Source organism: Halobellus rarus (genome assembly GCF_024494595.1).
Taxonomy (GTDB): Archaea; Halobacteriota; Halobacteria; order Halobacteriales; family Haloferacaceae; genus Haloquadratum; species Haloquadratum rarum.
In genome coordinates this window covers 278869-297035 of record NZ_JANHDI010000001.1, presented here as the reverse complement: position 1 = coordinate 297035, position 18167 = coordinate 278869, and the positions used below count along the sequence as shown (strand labels likewise).

The following is an 18167-nucleotide window of genomic DNA, read 5'->3' as shown; positions in this document are numbered from 1 at the left end:
CCGCGACACCCACGAGGGTTCATATAGGGGGACGGAACCAGCGTCGGTGTGACGTGAGCGTCACCCCGCGTCGGGCAGCGGTTGTCCGGCACGTCGACGCGGGGGCGTCGTGCCGGCTGTTCGCCATCAGGTGTGAGCCGACGCGCTCTCGAACGGTCCGACGGACGAGGGGCCACCGAAGGAGAGTCCCTCGGCCGAACGGAGAGTCGCACCGCCGACCGATGAGTCGCCGGCACCCGCCGGATTCATATTTCGCCGCCGAGACCGACGCACGTGCGACTCGTTCAGGTGATGGTTCCGACCGGGAAGCAGGAGGCGGTTCTCGGCGTCCTCGACGAGGAGGACGTCGATTACGCCGTCTCCGACGAGACCAGCGGCCGCGATTACGCCGCCGTCGTCACCTTCCCGCTCCCGACGGCGGCCGTCGAACCGATCTTAGAGGACCTCCGAGGCGTCGGAATCGAACGAGACGCCTACACCGTCGTCGTGCAGGCCGAAACGGTCGTCTCCGAACGGTTCGAAGCGCTCGAAGAACGCTACGCGTCCGAGGAGGAAGAGAACGGCGATCGGATCGCCCGCGAGGAACTGGTCGCGCGGGCGGACGAGATGGCACCGACGATTCGTCCGTACGTGCTGATGACGGCGGTGAGCGCGATCGTCGCCACCGCGGGCTTGCTTCTCGATTCCCCCGCGGTCGTCGTCGGATCAATGGTCATCGCGCCGCTCATCGGCCCGGCGATGGCCGCCAGCGTCGGGACCGTCGTCGACGACAGCGAACTCGCCCTGCGGGGCGTCAAATTGCAGGCGCTCGGCGGAGTGCTGGCGATCGGCGCGGCCGCGGTCTTCGCGGTGCTGATCCGACTGACCAACGTCGTGCCGCTCACCGCCGAGGAGGTGTTCGCGATCGGCGAGGTGAGAGAGCGGCTCGCACCCGACGTCCTCTCGCTGGTGATCGCGCTCGGCGCGGGGGCCGCGGGCGCGGTCTCGCTCGCGTCGGGCGTCTCCTCCGCGCTCGTCGGTGTGATGATCGCCGCCGCGCTCGTTCCGCCGACGGCGGTCGTCGGGATCGGCATCGCGTGGGGCGAGCCACAGGCGGTGCTCGGGTCGGCCGTGCTCGTGCTCGTGAACATCCTCGCGATCAACCTCGTCGCGCTCGTCGTCCTCTGGCGGATGGGATACCGGCCGAAGCTCTGGTTCCGCGAGGACGAAGCCCGTTCGGCGACGATCAAACGGATCGCGGTTCTCGCAGCGGTTCTGCTCCTCCTCACGGGGTTGCTCGGCGCGTTCACGTACAGTTCGTATCAGACCGCCGACTACGAGGCGGACGCGAGCGCTGCTATCGAATCGGAACTTCCGCCGGATACCACGCTCCTGAGTCTCGACGTGACCTACGAGGGGTTCCCTCTGCAGACGCCACAGACGGTCCTCGTGACGGTCGGGTATCCGCCGTCGTCGTCGCCGCCGCCCGTTGCCGAGCCGATACGCGAGCGCGTCAAGGCGCTGACTCCCGATCCGATTGGCCCGTTCGGACAGGAGGGAGTCCGCGTCGAGATCAGATACGTCGCCGTCGATCGGGCGGAGAGCTGATCGAACCGTCGGAATGTCCCGCTTACAGCGTATGAGTGCGGCGACACGAGCGTTCGTACGGAGACGCAAAGCGTTCGTACGGAGACTCAAAGAGTTCCTTGCGCCTAGCATACGTTGAATATCTGAGACGACGAAGGGGAGGGTATGAACCGACGACTCGGTATCGGGACGATCGCCATCGTAACGCTCGTCCTGCTGGCGGGATGCACCGCCCCGCTGCAGACGACGAACGACGATTCCGCGTTCGGGGACGCACAGCGGACGATCTCGACGAGCGGCAACGGTGAAGTGTCCACGGAAGCCGACCGGGCCGTCGTGACGGTCGCCGTCACCGCCCGCGCCGACAGCGCCGAGGCAGCGCGGTCGGCGGTGGCCGCGAACGCGACCGAGATGCGCGACGCGCTCCGTGAGGCCGGCGTCGACGACGACGCGGTGACGACGGCGGCCTACCGCGTCCGCCCGATCTCGGAGCCCGTCCCCGAGAGCGGCGAGCGGGAGATCACCGGCTACGAGGCCGTTCACGCCTACCGCATCGAAACGACGCCCGACGCCGCGGGCACCGTCGTCGACACCGCAGTCGGCAACGGAGCCACCGAGGTTCACGGCGTGAGTTTCACCCTCAGCGACGAGACACGCGCGGAGCTCCGTGAAGAGGCGCTCGATCGGGCGATGAGTTCGGCGCGCGCCGACGCAGAGGCCATCGCATCGGCCGCCGGACTGACCGTGACCGGCGTCCAGTCCGCCTCGACGAGCGGCGGCTACGCGCCGGCGTACGAGGTCCGAGAGACCGCCGCCGACAGCGGCGGCAGCGCCCCGACGCAGTTCGAGGGCGGGTCGGTGACGGTCACCGCGAACGTCGACGTGACGTTCACCGCCGCGGAGTAACGCCGGACTCACCGCGAGGACGTCTATCAGTCGATCACACCGGCAGCGCGAGCATCGCCACCCCGCTGAGCACGACGATGCCCAGAACGATCGAGACGAGTCGTCCGAGCCGGTAGGTGCCGAGAAACAGCGCTAGCCCGGCTTTGACGAGCGTGTTCGCGATCGCTGCGATCACGATCCCGGTCGTCGCGACCTCCGTCGAGACGGTTCCCTGTGCCGCGAGTCTGCTCAGCGTGATCGTCATCGCGTCGACGTCCGCCAGTCCGGAGAAGAACGCGGTCGCGTAGATGCCCGACGCGCCGAACCACTGGTTGGCGTACTCCGAGACGAGGAGGACGACGGCGAAGACCGCACCGAACACGAGCGCCGGGCGGAGCCGGAACGGGTTCTTCAATTCGTCGGCCTCGATCGGCTCATCGGTGGCCGTCCGCCAGTAGAGCAACGCCGCCGAGACGGCACCGACGCCGGTCATCACGCCGAGCGGCAGCGCGACCGCAGGCAGGAGAGCCGGATTGACTACCGAGACTTCCACGAGCGCTCGGGGGAACATCACGATCGACGCGGTGACCACCGCGAACGCGCAGATCCGATACAGCGTCTCGTTCTGGGCGGTCTTGCCTGCCATCGACACCGTCGTCGCCGTCGAGGAGACGAACCCGCCGACGACGCCCGTGAGCGCGATGCCGCGCTCCGCGCCGAGGACGCTGCCCAGCACGTACGCGACGAACCCGAGGCCGGTGACGAAGACGACCATCAGCCAGACGAATCGCGGGTTGAGCCCGTAGAGGACGTCCATCGAGCGGTCCGGAAGCGAGGGCAACACGACGAGCACGATGAGGATGAACTTCGCCGAGGCCCGTTGCTCGCTCGCGCTGATTCGGCCCGCGAACTCGTGGAGCGGATCCTTCACCGTGAGGAGGACAGTGATCGCCCCGCCGACGACGACGGCGAGCGTCGCGGCGCGATCGGAGTGCATCGTCATCGCGCCCAGAACCGTCGTGAGAACCGCTGCGGTGAGCGTGGTGAGTCCCAGATCGCCGTCACTCCAGACTTTCGCGGCGTACGCGACGGTCAGCGGAACGACGAGGACGCCGAGCGCCGCGAGCAGCGTCCCGTCGAAAAATGCGAAGGTCAGCGCACCGTAGAGCGCGAGCAGCGGAAACGTGCGACTGCCGGCGAATCGCCCGGCCGATTCGCTCTGTTCGCGTTCCAGGCCGATGAGCGCGCCGAGGCTGGTCGCGACGAGAAGTCGCAGGACGACTTCCGACAGTGGAGCAGTGAGTGGATCGAACATCAGTTCACCAGTGGGCCGTCAGCGCTACGGGCGAGTCGGGGTTACTCCTGGCGCGACGGCGGGATGTCCGGCGTCCAGTCGACCGCCTCGACCGCCGCGTCGAGGACCGCGTCGACGCCGTCGCCGGTCTCGACGCTCATCTGCAAGTCGGCTTCGACGTCGCGCGACCGGTCGCTCTTGTTGTTCACCGTGAGGACGGGGACGTCGCGTTCGCGGAACCGCTCGGCGACGGCGTCGCGCAGTTCGAGCTGCGCGTCCAGCGGATACCCGCAGGCCCCGCTCGCGTCGAGGACGAAGACGACCGCGTCCGCGAGGTGTTCGATCGCGCTCACCGCCTGCCGTTCGATGTCGTTTCGCTCCGCTTCGGGGCGGTCGAGCAACCCCGGCGTGTCGATGATCTGATAGCGGATCCGATCGCGCTCGAAGTGTCCCACGTGGACGCCCTTCGTCGTGAAGGGATAGCGCGCGATCTCGTTCGTCGCGCGGGTGACTTCGTTGACGAACGAGGACTTGCCGACGTTCGGGTAGCCGGCGACGACGATGGCGGGTTCGTCCGGGCGGATGTCCGGGAGCGTCTTCAGCGCGTCGCGGGCCTCGCCGATGCGTTCGAGGTCGTCGGCGACGTCCTCGACGAGGTCGGCCATCCGCGCGAACGCCTGCTTGCGGTGTTTCCGCGCCGTCTCGGGGTCGGTCTTCCGGAGCTTCGGCTGGTACTCCCGGCGGAGTTCGCCGATCTGCCGGCTCGTCCACGTGACCCGCGAGAGGCTCTGTCTGAGCTCGTCGACGTCGACGATGGCGTCCGCGATCTCGTAGTAGAAGGGGTCGACCGTACCGAAGTCGGGCCACTGCGTGACGACGTTCTCCAGATTGTCAGAGAGGATCGACGAGGCCGTCTGGAGCATCGACTGCTGAGCCTCCAGGCCGGACTTCGCGCGCCCCGTGCGGGCCGCCCGGGAGAACGCCTTGTCGATAAGTTCCTCCGACCGGGGCGTCGTCGGGAGGGACTCGAAAATCATATTGGTCACGTTACATCGCCGAACCGTAAAAGCGCGTCCGTTCGGCGGTCGTGTGGGCCCCTCTCTTCGGGCCGTTCGCGGAGGTTTTGTCCGTCGGGCACCTCTAGAGACATATGAACACGAACTGGCGGGCCGTCGGCATCGGTTTCGTCGTGATGCTCGTCGTCGGCGCGTTCGGCCTGTGGCTCCCGGTCGTCGGCCAGATCGGCGCGGGCCTCGTCGGCGGGTTCGTCGCCGGCTACCTCGCCGGCGGGGTCGGCAACGGCGCGTGGAACGGGCTGGTCGCCGGCTCGATATCCGGGATCGCGGTCTCGGTGCTCGCCGCGCTGCTCGGCGGGTTGATCGGACTTACAGGGGGGCCGTTGGGCGGACTACTCGGCGGTGCTGGGGTGTTCCTCGTGGGCGTCGTCATCACGCTCTTGTTCGCGGTCGACAGCGCAATTGGAGGAGCGATCGGCGGCCTGTTCAACCGCTGAGGTTCGGGGAGCAGGCGAGCGACGTCAATCCTCGCCGCGATCGAGGTACTCCTGCTGGACGGCGACGATCTCGGACGAATCGTCGCACTCGGCGTAGCGCCGGAGCGGTTCGTCGTTCAGCTCCAGGAAGGTGTGTCCCCAGGTGAACTTCGAGAGCAACGCCGCCGCCCGCTCGCGCCGGTCGAAGATCGCGAGCGCGGCCGCGAGCGCCTCGACGGTGGTCAGCCGCATCGGGCGACCGAAGTTGACGGGGTTCGCGGCGACGAGATACGGGAGCGCCCGGTGCTCGCCGGGGAGCGAGAAGCGCGCCTCGCCGGCGGACTCCCACGAGCAGTCGAGCGCGACGAGCCGGTCCGTGTCCGCGTCGGCGGGTGAGAGCGCGCGGTCGGCGTGCGGGTTGAGGACGACGCCGTACGGCGTCGCGCGGTCGGAGCGGTGGAGTTCGACGAGGTCGAACCGCGCGAGCTTTCGGGCCGTGCACTTCTCGGGGTCGTCGTCGCCCTCGTAGCGCACGTGTAGCGCGTACGAGTCCACGGCGTCGGGAGCGGGCTCCGCGGAGTTGTCGGCGGCGGCGGCCCCGGCGGAGTCGTCGGCGTCGGCAGTCACAGTCGCGAGAGGGGGGCCGAAAACAAAAGCCGTTCGTCGCGCGGCGGCCGGGGACCGTTCCGAGCGATCGGTCACCCGGGGAGGGCCGCGGCGTCTCGGACTTCGACGGTTCCGTCGGCCGACACGCGGACGGTCCACTCGGAGACGGAGAAGACGATGCTCGCGTCGTCGCCGTCGACGGAACGCAGGAACCGCTCGGCGGGTTCGGTGTCGACCGCGGCGTACAGGGGTGAGTCGTCGCAGCAGCCCTCGGCTTCGAGAGCGGCCACGATCGTCGCGTCGAGTTCGGTGGCGCCTCCGAAGTCGTGGTGCGCGACGACGTCCCAGTCCGACGTCCCGTTTCGGTTGGCGTCCGTCGATCGGTGATTCATACCGCTCGCTACCGTCTCTCGGGACAAGAAACGGATCGACGGTGAGGGTCTGATTAAGCCCGATTTAGCCGGATTATCGAGTTAATGAATCCTTTCGGTTTCCTATCGACACCTTAGCGGGCCCACGGTGGGCAGGGGACCGTCGTTCAGTCGCGCTTGCCGGCCCCGACGGCGGATTCGCCGATCGGATCGTGGCCCTCGATGACTTCGGTCCCGCCCATATACGATCGGAGCGCTTCCGGAACCGTCACCGTGCCGTCGTCGTTCTGGTAGTACTCCAAGATGGCGACCATCACGCGCGGGATAGCGAGCCCCGAGCCGTTCAGCGTGTGGAGGTACTCGGCGGATTCGTGGCGTTCGGGCCGGTAGCGCAGTCCGGCGCGCCGCGCCTGGAACGCACCGAAGTTCGAGACCGAGGAGACTTCGAGCCATCGACCGCCCTCCTCGGGGCCGTCCTCCATCTCGTCGCCCGGAGCCCACACCTCGAGGTCGTACTTCTTGCGCTGGGTGAACCCGAGGTCGCCAGTGCACATCTCCAAGATGCGGTAGGGCAGGTCGAGTCGACGGAGGACCTCCTCAGCCTCGTCGACGAGGCCCTCGAATCGCTCCTCGCTCTCCGACGGGCGCACGAAGTTCACCATCTCGACCTTGTTGAACTGGTGGACGCGGACGATACCGCGGGTTTCCGTGCCGTGTTCGCCGGCCTCCCGCCGGAAGTTCGGCGTGTACGCCTGGATTTTGAGCGGGAGGTCGTCATCGAGCAGGATTTCGTCGCGGTACATATTCGTGACCGGCACCTCCGCGGTCGGACAGAGCCACAGGTCGTCGTCGTCCCAGGGCTCCTCGTTCGCGCCGCCGATGCGGTAGGCGTCCTCGGTGAACTTCGGGAACTGGCCGGTGCCGATCATCGATCGGGAGTTGACCGGGATCGGCGGGAACACGTCCGTATAGCCCTGCTCGCGGTGCACGTCGAGCATGAATTGCACCAGGGCGTGTTCGAGGCGCGCGCCGTCGCCCTTCGTGAAGTAGAAGCCGCCGCCGGTCACCTTCGCGCCGCGCTGGAAGTCGAGGATTTCGAGGTCCTCGCCGAGGTCGTAGTGCGGGATGACCTCCCGAGGGAGCGTCCGGAGGTCGTCGAAGCCCTCGCGTCGACGTTCGACGTTTTCGGATTCGTCTTCGCCGACCGGGACGTCGTCGTCCGGGATCTGCGGGATTTCGAGCAGCGCCGCCTCGAGTTCGGCCTCCAGTTCGTCGGCCCGTTCCTCGACCTCTTCGAGCTCTGTTTTGAGTTCTTGGGAGCGCTCGATTGCCTCCTCGGCGGCCTCGTCGTCGCCGTCGGCCTTCAGATCGCCGATCTTCGAGGAGATCTGGTTGCGCTCGTGTCGCAGGTCGTCGCCGCGCTGTTTGAGCTCCCGCCACTCCTCGTCGACGGCGAGGACGCGGTCGAGATCGACGTCCTCGACGCCTTTCTGTTCCAGGGCCGCCCGAACCGTCTCCGGGTTCTCGCGGAGGAACTGTCTCCCGATCATACCCGTCGGTTCTCCGGGACGTGGCAAAACCGTGTCGTCTCAGTGTTCGTTCGGCCCGTCCACGGGGGTCGAATGTCAATTTGTCACAACGAAAAGACACATATCCGAGGCCGGAGTCGGAGTAGGTATGTCGCAGTGGCTCCGCCGACGCTTCACCGACGCGTACGAGCGGATGCTCCGCCGACAGCTGGAGGCCGCACCCACGCACGTCGCGATCATCCAGGACGGCAACCGGCGTTACGCCCGCAGACGCGGGGACGATGCACCCGACGGACACCGCGAGGGCGCGAAGACGACCGAACGCGTCCTCGAGTGGTGCGAGGAACTCGGGATAGAAGAGCTCACGCTGTACGCCTTCTCGACGGAGAACTTCGACCGCCGCGACGAGGAGCTCGAACCCCTCTTCGACCTGCTGGAATCGAAGCTCTACGAGTTCGCCGACGCCGACCGCGTCCACGAGAACGGCGTCCGGATCGGGGCGATCGGCGACGTCGAGCGACTGCCCGAGCGGGTCCGCGACGCCGTCGCCTACGCGGAGTCGCAGACGGTCGAGTACGACTCGCTCCGACTTAACATCGCCCTGGCGTACGGCGGCCGATCCGAACTGCTGGGTGCGGCCAGGACGGTCGCCCGGGAAGTCGCCGCCGGCGAACTGGCGCCCGCGGACGTCGACGCCGACGCCGTCGAGGACCGCCTCGCCGAGCACACGACACGGGACGTCGACCTGATCATCCGGACCGGCGGCGACGAGCGGACCTCGAACTTCCTGCCGTGGCACGCCAACGGCAACGAGGCCGCCGTCTACTTCTGTGCGCCCTACTGGCCGGAGTTCTCGAAAGTGGACTTCCTGCGCGGCCTGCGGACCTACGAGTCCCGCGAGCAGTCCTGGCGGCAGTCCCGGGCCGACCGCGCCGTCGCGCTCCTCCGCGCCGTCGCCGAGACGGAACTCGCCGACGCGAAGACCGTCGCCGGACGGTTGCGGACGCAACTCCCCTCCGCGGGCGCTCGCGAGGTGTCGGCGGAACTGGAACGCCAGCGCGGCGCGGACGCCGGCGAACGCGCGGACTGATCGCCGGCCATCTCGCAGACCGACCGGCGGCCGTCCGCGACACCGAAGCGTGCCGAGTCGCGACGTGACCGACTCCGGTCACCGACCGAACCGCCGCTGTCGGTTCTGGTAGTCTAACACGGCCCGGAGGTAGTCCCGTCGGCGGAAGTCCCGCCAGTTCACGTCGGTGAAGTACAACTCCGAGTAGACCGACTGCCAGATGAGGAAGTCCGACAGCCGCTCCGCTCCGGTCTTGATCAGCAGGTCGGGCTCGTCGTCGAAGACGAGTCGCTCCTCGATCTCCTCGGCGTCGACGTCGTCGGGCGAGAGTTCGCCGGAGTCGACGGACTCGGCGATCCGACGGACGGCCGCGGCGAACTCGCGCTTCCCGCCGAGTCCGATGTTCACCCGCACGGGGGCGTCGGCCCGTTCGGTGTCGCCCGGTTCTCGGACCGCGACGGGGCGGGGCGAGTCGACGTTCCGAAGCTCCCGCGACAGGGTCGGCACCACGGCTTCGTCGAGCACGCTCACGGAGACGGTGACGCGCGCTGCGCCGTACTCGAAGGCCCACCCGAGGAACTCCGCGAGCGTCTCGTACGCCCCCTGTTCGAGCAGGTCCCGTTCGGTGATCACGACCGCGACGTGCGCGGGCGGGTCGGCGTCGTGGATGCGATGGCGGAGGGCGAGATAGCGGTCGTACAGTCCCACGGGCAGTCCTGTGAGCCACGGCGATATATGCCTCCGGGTTCGAGACGTCGCGTTCGGACACGCCAACGCGGTAACGTGGTGTTCGATTGTGTCATAGAAAGCACTATTACGTGCCGATAAAGAAAGGTATTCGAAAGATAAGAACACGATGTTGTGTGATAGCGCACTAGTGGTGCAGATATGTTTGGAAATGAGTCGGGGTAGAACGCCGCCACGGAGGGCCGAGTGAGCGCGTCGTCTCCCGGGCCGGTTCGGGCAGTCGTGCAGCGGCCGCTGCTTCGCCGCCTGCTCCGTCCGGTTGCGGCCTTCGGGGTCGTCGTCGCCGTCGGCGTCGCGGGGTTCAGTTCGCTGGGCGGGGTCGGCGTCGTCGACGCGCTCTTCTGGCTCCTGGACCCGACGAGCATCGAGTTGCACTTTCAGGCGCACGATGGGGCAGAAACGCTCACGAAAGGCTACGCGGTCGTCGTGCTGTCGGGGCTCGTCGTCACCGGCCTCTGGATCGGCGAGACGGTGTTCTCGGCGGCGTTCGGCGGACAGATTCAAACGGAGTTCAAAGCGATGCAGATCGAACGGACGATCGACGAGTTGCAGGGCCACGTCATCATCTGCGGCTACGGGACGTTCGGGAAGACGGTCGCCCGGCGGCTTCGAGACGGGGAGCGCGACGTCGTCGTGATCGAGACGCAGGACTCGGAGTTCCAGCGCGCGCTCGACGACGATCTCCTCGCGGTGCAGGGCGACGCGCGGCGCGAGCAGGTGTTGCGAGACGCGGGCGTCAAGCGGGCGACGACGGTCGTCGGCGCGATCGACGACTCGAACGCGAACATCCAGATCGCGATGGGGGCGAGCCAGATCGCGCCGACCGTCCGACTCGTCGTCCGCGTCGGCGACGAGATGTACGAGGCGCTCGCGCGCCGCGCCGGCGCGGACGAGGTGATCATCCCCGAGGTCGCGAGCGCAGAACAGGTGACGTCGACGCTGTGATCTCGACGCCGGGTCGTCGCGGCCCCCGGTCGCGCAGACGGCCACGCTCGCGGCAGCGACGACGCCGCCGAAGCGGTGGGGCGAGACGACGTCCGGAGCCGAGGGCGACGGAACCACGAGCGGGGGACGGCGATGCCGGATGTCGGGAGGGTTAAGTGCGCGTCGGAGGTATCCGGTGACGTGCAACCGACGCTCCGGCGGGCGGGCGGATTCGCCCTGGTGGGGACCCTGGCGGTGGCCGCGCCGGTGCTCGGGCGGGCGGCGTTCGCTCCCTTCGCCGCGGTCGCGGTCGCCGCCGCGTTCGGGATCACCGACGGGCCGCTGTTCGAGCTGTTCGCCCGGCCGGCAGACCGCCGGGAAGGCCGACTGAACGGTCTCACCGGGTTCGCGCTAGCCGCCGCCGGGCTCGCGATTCTCGCGACCGAGATCGGTCTTCCCATCCCGCTCTTCGTCGCCGCCGTGTTAGTACTCGCCTACGGCAACCTGGGCAAGCGACTCGTCGCCGAGACGACCGACAACCCGTTCCTCGGGGCGGCGGGGTTCGGGCTCGGCGGGAGCCTCGCGGGCGTCGCAGGACAGGCCGCGGTGGCGTCGCTGTCGTCGACGTCGATCCTCCTGCCGCGGTTCACCTTCCTCGCGGTCGCGGGCACGCTCGTCGCGGCGCTGTTCAGGGAGATGCTCTTCGAGCGCGACGACCCGCTGGTGATGCTCTCGACCGGGATGCTGCTGTGGCTGTTCGACGCGCTCGCCGTCGCGGTCGGGACGCTCGACGTGGTGGCGGGACTGGCGGTCACGGTCGCGCTGGGAATCGCCTCCTACGCGCTCGGGGCGGCCTCGGTCGCGGGGATGCTCTCGGGGGTCCTCCTCGGCCTGCTCGTGATCGTCTTCGGCGGCGTCGGCTGGTTCGCCGTGCTCATCAGCTTCTTCGGCGTCGGATCGCTCTCGACGAAGTACAGGTACGACGAGAAGACGGAGCGCGGAATCGCCGAGGAGAACGAGGGAGCCCGCGGGACCGGAAACGTGCTCGGAAACGCCGCCGTCGCGCTCGTCTGCGTCATCTGTTTCGCCGCCAGCCAGTCCCTCCCGGTCGACGGGACCCTCTTTCAGTACGCCTTCGCCGGGTCGATGGCGGCCGCGCTGAGCGACACGCTCTCCTCGGAACTCGGCGGACTGTACGACAACCCGCGGCTCATCACGTCGTTCGAGACCGTGCCGCCGGGCACCGACGGCGGGGTGACCTGGCAGGGCGAGGTGTTCGGGCTCATCGGTGCGGCCGTCGTCGGGGTCGTCGCGCTCGCGCTCCTGCCCGGGGTCACGCCGCTCGGCGGGGCCGCCGTCGCGCTCGGCGGGTTCCTCGGGATGAACGCCGACAGCGTCCTGGGAGCGACCGTGGAGGGGGCGACGTTCGGTAACGAGGCGGTCAACTTCGCCGCGACCCTGGTCGGCGCGGTCGTGAGCGCCCTCGCCGTGTTCGCGCTGCTGTGACGGTCGTGATCCGGGCGTGATCCGAACTGCGCGGCCCTCCGACGCGCCGGTCCTGGCCTCGCTTCAATCGCATCTCGATGCGCCCGCACCGCGACTGCTCGCGTCGTTTGCATCGCTCGGCACCTGTCTCGTCAGCGTCGTCGACGATGGGGAGCCGGGGGCGGTCGCTGACATCGACTCGACCGGCAGCGACCGCCCAACGGCCGACGACAGCGATCCCCCAACGACCGCCGACGACCACTCGACGACCGGGGACAACCCCCCAACGGCCGACGACACGCCCGTCGGCTACGTCCTGCTGATCGGCGGCGACGACGTCCACCTCGCAGAGCTCGTCGTCCACCCCGCACACCGTCGAGAGGGTCGCGGACGGGCGCTCCTCCGGGCGGCGATCGACCGACAGGAACCGGGGACGAGGGTGACGCTCGCCGTCGCCGCCGACAACGGCCCCGCGCGCTCGCTGTACGAGTCAGTCGGGTTCCGGCGGATCGACTATCGGGCGTCGTTCTACGAGGAGGGAGTCGAGGGGTCGAGAGACGCCGTCGTCTACGCCTACGACGTCGCTTCCGGCAGCTAGTTCGCGACCGACTTCGCCAGTTGATCGGCCGTGAGGAGTCGCGTCCCGATCGGCTTCTTGACGAACTCGCCGGTCGACGTGGCGATCGCGTGGTCGACGCCGCGCTGGGCCGCCACGTCGAGGAGCCGCTGCGTGAACTCGCCGTCGACGACCGCGGCGTACGGTGCGGGGTCGGCCTCGGCGATCGCATCGAAGGCGTCCTCGGTCGGCCGCTCGTCGAGGGTGCCGAACTCCTCGTCGAGGAGGCGAATCGCCCCGGTGTCGCCGTCGATGACCTCGCGGACGTGATCTCTGAGCGACCGCGGGCGCTCGGAGTCGGCGTCCGACTCGGCCGAGTCGGACGCTTTGCGGGCAGATTCAGCCGGGGCGGCCGACTCCGCGTCCGGGCTGTCCTCGTCGTCGCGGTCAGGGCCGGCCGCGTCAGCAGCGACGTCACCTTCCTCCCCGTCGGTAGGGGTCCCAGAGTCGGAGCCGCGTTCGACGTCCGACCCGACGGACTCCGCGGGATCGGCCACGGCGTCGTCGGACGCCGCGCCGGACGTGGCGTCGCCCTCGGCCCGGTCGTCGATCGCATCGGCCACGTCGACCACGGCGTTTCCGGTCGAACACTCGGGCGAGCCGGGCTCCGATTCCCCGGTCGTGTCCGCGTCGTTCGGCGGTGTCAGGCCCGAATCTGTGACGGGATCGCGTTCGATCTGACTTTGCGACTCGGATCCGTCGGACCGCGGGGCCGCCGACTCAGTCGTCGGCGACCCCCGCAGAGGGTCCGGCTGGTCACCCTCCGCGGCCGGCTCCGCGTCGTCCCCGTTCGGGACCGCTCCCTCGACCTCGAAGGACTCGATCGGTTCCTTGTCGCGGAGCGCGGCGAAGACCTCGTGGCGCTTGAGGTCCTCGACGGATCGACCCTTCGGCGCGAACGCGACGTAGTTGACGTCGCCCACCTGGGTGAGCTCGCGGAGGATGAGCTCGCCGCCGCGGTCGCCGTCGAAGAAGGCGGTCGTGGTCCGCTCGGCGGTGAGGTCGGCCACGGCGTCGGGGACGTTCGTCCCCTCGACCGCGATGGCGTTCTTGATGCCGTAGCTCAGGAGCGTCAGGACGTCCGCCCGGCCCTCGACGACGACGACCGCGTCGGAGCCTTCGACGTTGGGACCGGCGGGGAGGCCCTCGTACTCGCTGATGTCCTCGATGCGGACGCTCTCTTTGACCTCGTCTAAGATTTCGGTCGAGGAGATAACGCTCTCGTCGAACGACTCCGAGAGGAGTTCCTTCGCGCGCTCGACGACCTCGCGGCGCTTGGCCTCGCGGACGTCCTCGATGTCGGTTACCTCGACGGTGGCCCGGCAGGGCCCGACGCGGGTGATCGTCTCGAGGGAGGCGGCGAGGATCGCGGTCTTGACGCGGTCGAGGCTGCTCGCGATGGTGACGGTCCCGAACGACTGGCCGTTCTGGGAGTCGATTTCGACGTCGATGCGTCCGACTTTCGACGACTGCTGGAGGTCGCGGAGGTCCAGGTCGTCGCCGAGGAGCCCTTCGGTCTGCCCGAAGATGGCCCCGACGACGTCGGACCGTTCGACGATGCCGTCGGCGGTGATCGCTGCGTGGATGAGGTATTTTTCGGTGTCTTCCATTGGTGAATACCCCCGAAGGGGCGTGATGGTGATGTGAGCGTCATGGGAAACCCGATGACGTGCTTAAATATGGGCTGCTCCCGGCAAATATCTATCGTACCCGAGAGCAGCGGCGGTGACCCCGAGCCACCACTCGGATGATGGACGCGGGAGCGGGTGTTTCCGTTTTCTGGCCGTGGATTCTCCGTAGGATTGGGGGAGATGCAGATATCCTCCGTTTCCGATTACTGAAGAAGAAATTTCTTCATAATGCATTGGTGAATTTGTAAGAGCAATATTTACGTGTGCCGAGTGATTAGTCTGCTTCGATGAGACGACGGAAGACGGATTACCTGTGGATCGGCGTCTTCGTAGTGCTCGTCGCGTTCGCGATCCCGTGGTTCCTCTGGGGGAACGCGGCGACCTGGTCGGGGCTCCCAGTGTGGCTCTGGTGGCATATCGGCTGGATGGTGCTCGCCTCGGTCGCGTTCGCGCTGTTCGCCCGCGGGGCGTGGGACCGCGGGATGAACGTCGACCCCGAGGAGGTGGGATTCGATGGCTGAGTCGGAACTGCTCGTTCAACTCGGCGTCGTGGGCGCGTATCTCGTGGTCGCGCTCGCGGTCGGCGTGCTCGCCTATCGAGTGACCGGGCGGGACGCCGAGGACTACTACCTCGCGAGCCGGTCGATCGGCACCGGCGTCCTCCTGTTCACGACGTTCGCGACGCTGCTGTCGGCCTTCACGTTCTTCGGCGGCCCCAACCTCGCGTACGCCGCCGGCCCCGAGTGGATCCTCGTGATGGGGCTGATGGACGGGATCCTCTTCGCGATCCTCTGGTACGTGATCGGCTACCGGCAGTGGCTGATCGGTCGCTACGAGCGCTACGTCACGCTCGGCGAGATGCTCGGCGACCGGTTCGGCTCGAAGCGCCTCCGCGCGCTCGTCGCCGGCGTCTCGCTCTTCTGGCTGTTCCCGTACGTGATGCTCCAGCAGATGGGCGCGGGCGAGGCCATCGTCGGCCTCTCCGACGGCGCGGTCCCCTACTGGGTCGGCGCGGCCGCGATCACGCTGTTCATGATCGTCTACGTCGTCCTCGCGGGGCTCCGCGGGGTCGCGTGGACCGACACGATTCAGGGCGTGTTCATGCTCGGGATCGTCTGGATCGCCGTCGGTTGGGTGCTCTCGGCCGCGGGCGGCCTCGACGCGGTGTCGGCGTCGCTGGCGGCGTCGAACCCCGAGTTCCTCTCGCTCGGCGGCGGCGTCTACTCGCCGCAGTGGATGATCGCCCAGGCCGTCACCATCGCCTTCGGCGTCGCGATGTTCCCGCAGATCAACCAGCGCTTCTTCGTCGCGAGGGACGTCCGCGTCCTGAAGCGCTCCTTCGCGCTGTGGCCGGTGCTCGTCCTCCTGCTCTTCGTGCCGGCGTTCCTCCTCGGCACGTGGGCGGCGGGCCTCGGCGTGGCCGTCCCCGAGGGCGCGAACGTCGTCCCGGTCGTCTTGAACGCGTACACGCCCGGGTGGTTCGCCGCACTCGTCGTCGCCGGCGCGATGGCGGCGATGATGTCCTCCTCGGACTCGATGCTGCTCTCGGGGTCGTCGTACCTGACGCGGGACCTCTATCGCCCGTTCGTGAACCCCGACGCCGACGCGGCCCGCGAGACCTGGATCGCCCGGCTGGGCGTCGCGGCCTTCGCGATCGGGACGTTCGTCGTCAGCCTGTTCCGCCCGGGGACGCTCATCACCGTCGGCGACACCGCCTTCGGCGGCTACGCCCAGCTCGCCCTGCCGGTGATCGTCGCGCTCTACTGGCCGCGGACGACCCGACAGGGGATGTTCGCCGGCATCGTGGGGTCACAGGTGTTCTACGTCGCCCACGTCTTCGTCCCCGCGGCGACGATCGGCGGCGTCACGGTTCTCGGTTCGGCGTACTTCACCTGGGACTTCGCGCTCTACGGGATGGCGCTCTCGCTTTTCCTCACCGTCGGGGGGTCGCTCCTGACCGCGGCCGACGCCGACGAGCGCGCCGAACGGTTCGCCGTCGGGACGCGGGCTGACTGACGCGAGGATCTCTCACTCCCTTCTCGGCTTCTCGGGACTGGCGAAGCGCTCTTGATTACGGAATCCGTGCTGTCGGTATGAACGAATCGGGCGTCCAGTCGCTCGTGGACCAAGAGACGCTTTCGGCCCGCGTCGACGACGGCGACGTTCCCCGGTGGGTCCGCCGACACTTCGAGACCTTCACCGACGCGCTGCTCGGCGAGCGCGGCGGAACGCCGTTCCCGTGTCACTTCGGAGCCCAGTCGGTCCGCGACGGCGAACCGCTCTACACGGCCGTACCGTCGACGACCGATCCCGACGCGCTGCTGTCGTTCCGAGACACGCTCCTAGAGTACCTCGACACCTATCCCGACGCGCCGGGACGGGCCTCGCTGGTGACGTTCTTCAGGCCGCCCGAGCGGGAGTTCACGGAGGCCGACTACCACGAGACGCTGTGGCATCTCCTCCAATTCCTCCACGTCCACGACCCCGAACCGTGGCCCGCGGAGATCCCGACCGACCCCGACGACCCCCACTGGGAGTTCTGCTTCGGCGGCGAACCGATGTTCCCGACCTGCCGCGCCCCCTTCTACGACGACCGAAAGAGCCGCTACTGCCCGGTCGGCCTGGAGATCACGTTCCAACCCCGCGCCCTCTTCGAGGGGATCACCCACGACACCGAGGCTGGCGAGCGCGCACGCGAACAGATCCAGGGCCGACTCGCGGAGTACGACGGCGTCTGTCCCCACGCCGACCTCGGCGACTGGGGCGTCGAGGGCGACCGAGAGTGGCCGCAGTACCTGTTCGAAACAGACCCCGAGCAGTCGCCCGACGAGTGTCCCATCCGAGTGACGCGCGAGCATCCGAAGGCGGCGACGCCGCGGGGAGAACCGCCGGCCGCGACCGGTGACGACTGAGCCGATGACCGGGACTGAAACCGCTCGGCTCCGGGGTCGTCTCGGCGACGCGCCCGCGCTCGTGCTCGTCGACCTCCAGACGGGCTTCGACGACCCGGCGTGGGGCGAGCGGAGCACCCCCGACGCCGAGGCGAACGCCGCGCGGCTCCTAGAGGCGTGGCGCGCGGCCGACCTACCGCGATTCCACGTCCGTCACGACTCCGCGGAGCCGGACTCGCCCCTTCGCAGTGACGCCCCCGGCTTCGCGTGGAAGCCCGAGACCGCGCCCGAAGGCGACGAACCGGTGATAACGAAGCGCGTGAACGCGGCGTTCGTGGGCACCGATCTGGCCGAACGGCTCCGCGACCGCGGCTGTGAGACCGTCGTCGTCGTCGGTCTCACGACGGACCACTGCGTGTCGACGACGACTCGCTTGGCCGAGAACCTCGGCTTCGACGCCGTCGTCGTCGCCGACGCGACGGCCACGTTCGAGCGCGACGCGCCCGACGGGACGCACTACTCGGCGTCTGAAGTCCACCGAACCGCGCTGACGCACCTGTACGGCGAGTTCGCCGACGTGATGGCCACGAAGGAGGTACTCGCGGCGGTCGAACCGCAGGCCGGAGCGTAGCGGCGGAGTTCCCTCGATATCGACGCGGTTCGGCGAAGGCGAGCGGAAGACAGGAGCGGCCGCGTCAGCCGACCGTCCAGACTCGTTCGTGGACCGTGCCGATGACCGCCCACAGCGAGAGCCACAGGAAGAGGAAGACGAACGCCAGAACCGTCGTCGAGAGCAGCCCCAGCGATCGCGCCAGATCCGAGAGCGTCGGCAGCGCGAACAGCACGAGGACCCCCGCGGCGACGCCGCCCAGCAGACACTCCAGAGACGCCCAGAGCGTGTTACCGGAGGGAGAGATCCCTCGATGCCGATCCGTCCCCGCCCGCCCGGATGTGGTCATACATACCACCCGGCTAGAACCACACGGTAGATAATTATAAATATGTCGTGCGTCCGGATCGGCCGGAGGCGGCGGCCCGAGACGCTCGTCGCCCGCGGCCGA

Annotated in this window: 19 protein-coding genes; 11 read left to right on the top strand and 8 right to left on the bottom strand. The window is 68.4% G+C overall.

Going from position 1 to position 18167, the window contains the following annotated elements; all coding sequences use genetic code 11:
* Window positions 1-273: 273 nt before the first annotated feature.
* Together NO876_RS01575 and NO876_RS01570 are read left to right on the top strand one after the other, a co-directional pair.
* On the top strand, window positions 274-1587 hold the full coding sequence (locus tag NO876_RS01575) for a TIGR00341 family protein (RefSeq protein WP_256419915.1): 1314 nt from the start codon (window positions 274-276) through the stop codon (window positions 1585-1587).
* A 144-nt stretch (window positions 1588-1731) separates the two neighbouring features.
* The gene (locus NO876_RS01570; RefSeq protein ID WP_256419914.1) at window positions 1732-2472 is read left to right on the top strand and encodes an SIMPL domain-containing protein; all 741 of its coding nucleotides are present in this window, start codon (window positions 1732-1734) and stop codon (window positions 2470-2472) included.
* Window positions 2473-2506: 34 nt separating this feature from the next.
* On the opposite strand, the gene NO876_RS01565 is transcribed toward NO876_RS01570, so the two are convergent.
* Window positions 2507-3766, bottom strand: coding sequence for an MgtC/SapB family protein (locus tag NO876_RS01565; RefSeq protein ID WP_256419913.1), 1260 nt, complete (start codon window positions 3764-3766; stop codon window positions 2507-2509).
* Window positions 3767-3807: 41 nt separating this feature from the next.
* Window positions 3808-4782: an NOG1 family protein gene (locus NO876_RS01560; RefSeq protein ID WP_256419912.1), complete on the bottom strand. Its 975-nt coding sequence runs from the start codon at window positions 4780-4782 to the stop codon at window positions 3808-3810.
* 113 nt (window positions 4783-4895) lie between these two features.
* Between NO876_RS01560 and NO876_RS01555 the strand changes: the two genes are divergently transcribed.
* On the top strand, window positions 4896-5258 hold the full coding sequence (locus NO876_RS01555) for a DUF5518 domain-containing protein (RefSeq protein WP_256419911.1): 363 nt from the start codon (window positions 4896-4898) through the stop codon (window positions 5256-5258).
* Between the two features lie 24 nt (window positions 5259-5282).
* Here NO876_RS01555 and NO876_RS01550 read toward each other — a convergent pair whose 3' ends face one another.
* The 3 genes from NO876_RS01550 to serS all read right to left on the bottom strand — a co-directional run bounded on the left by NO876_RS01550 (window position 5283) and on the right by serS (window position 7764).
* Entirely contained in the window at window positions 5283-5792 is a 510-nt protein-coding gene (locus tag NO876_RS01550; protein WP_256420237.1) for a DUF367 family protein, read from the bottom strand.
* Window positions 5793-5935: 143 nt separating this feature from the next.
* The gene (locus NO876_RS01545) at window positions 5936-6235 is read right to left on the bottom strand and encodes a HalOD1 output domain-containing protein (protein WP_256419910.1); all 300 of its coding nucleotides are present in this window, start codon (window positions 6233-6235) and stop codon (window positions 5936-5938) included.
* Between the two features lie 146 nt (window positions 6236-6381).
* A complete protein-coding gene (gene serS, locus NO876_RS01540; RefSeq protein ID WP_256419909.1) occupies window positions 6382-7764 on the bottom strand; it encodes a serine--tRNA ligase in 1383 nt (460 codons plus the stop codon).
* Window positions 7765-7891: 127 nt separating this feature from the next.
* Between serS and uppS the strand changes: the two genes are divergently transcribed.
* Entirely contained in the window at window positions 7892-8833 is a 942-nt protein-coding gene (uppS, locus tag NO876_RS01535) for a polyprenyl diphosphate synthase (protein ID WP_256419908.1), read from the top strand.
* A 78-nt stretch (window positions 8834-8911) separates the two neighbouring features.
* Here uppS and NO876_RS01530 read toward each other — a convergent pair whose 3' ends face one another.
* Window positions 8912-9520 (bottom strand): undecaprenyl diphosphate synthase family protein, encoded by a 609-nt coding sequence (locus tag NO876_RS01530; protein ID WP_256419907.1) that lies wholly within the window; start codon window positions 9518-9520, stop codon window positions 8912-8914.
* Window positions 9521-9745: 225 nt separating this feature from the next.
* On the opposite strand from NO876_RS01530, the gene NO876_RS01525 reads away from it, so the two are divergent.
* From NO876_RS01525 to NO876_RS01515, 3 genes are all read left to right on the top strand, one after another.
* Complete coding sequence (locus tag NO876_RS01525; protein WP_256419906.1) at window positions 9746-10504, top strand: potassium channel family protein; 759 nt, start codon at window positions 9746-9748, stop codon at window positions 10502-10504.
* A gap of 180 nt (window positions 10505-10684) precedes the next feature.
* Complete coding sequence (locus tag NO876_RS01520) at window positions 10685-11989, top strand: DUF92 domain-containing protein (protein WP_256419905.1); 1305 nt, start codon at window positions 10685-10687, stop codon at window positions 11987-11989.
* A 16-nt stretch (window positions 11990-12005) separates the two neighbouring features.
* Window positions 12006-12566, top strand: coding sequence for a GNAT family N-acetyltransferase (locus NO876_RS01515; protein WP_256419904.1), 561 nt, complete (start codon window positions 12006-12008; stop codon window positions 12564-12566).
* Here NO876_RS01515 and dnaG read toward each other — a convergent pair.
* Window positions 12563-14194, bottom strand: coding sequence for a DNA primase DnaG (gene dnaG / locus NO876_RS01510; protein WP_256419903.1), 1632 nt, complete (start codon window positions 14192-14194; stop codon window positions 12563-12565). The two genes, NO876_RS01515 and dnaG, sit on opposite strands and share 4 nt — an antisense overlap.
* 308 nt (window positions 14195-14502) lie before the next feature.
* On the opposite strand from dnaG, the gene NO876_RS01505 reads away from it, so the two are divergent.
* From NO876_RS01505 to NO876_RS01490, 4 genes are all read left to right on the top strand, one after another.
* Entirely contained in the window at window positions 14503-14736 is a 234-nt protein-coding gene (locus NO876_RS01505) for a DUF3311 domain-containing protein (protein WP_256419902.1), read from the top strand.
* Window positions 14729-16231, top strand: a complete 1503-nt coding sequence (locus tag NO876_RS01500) for a sodium:solute symporter family protein (RefSeq protein ID WP_256419901.1) — start codon at window positions 14729-14731, stop codon at window positions 16229-16231. The genes NO876_RS01505 and NO876_RS01500 overlap by 8 nt, the downstream gene beginning before the upstream one ends.
* 77 nt (window positions 16232-16308) lie before the next feature.
* Window positions 16309-17127 (top strand): YqcI/YcgG family protein, encoded by an 819-nt coding sequence (locus tag NO876_RS01495; protein ID WP_256419900.1) that lies wholly within the window; start codon window positions 16309-16311, stop codon window positions 17125-17127.
* 4 nt (window positions 17128-17131) lie between these two features.
* A complete protein-coding gene (locus NO876_RS01490) occupies window positions 17132-17737 on the top strand; it encodes a cysteine hydrolase family protein (protein WP_256419899.1) in 606 nt (201 codons plus the stop codon).
* Window positions 17738-17801: 64 nt separating this feature from the next.
* Here NO876_RS01490 and NO876_RS01485 read toward each other — a convergent pair whose 3' ends face one another.
* The gene (locus NO876_RS01485; RefSeq protein ID WP_256419898.1) at window positions 17802-18065 is read right to left on the bottom strand and encodes a hypothetical protein; all 264 of its coding nucleotides are present in this window, start codon (window positions 18063-18065) and stop codon (window positions 17802-17804) included.
* Window positions 18066-18167 lie beyond the last annotated feature (102 nt).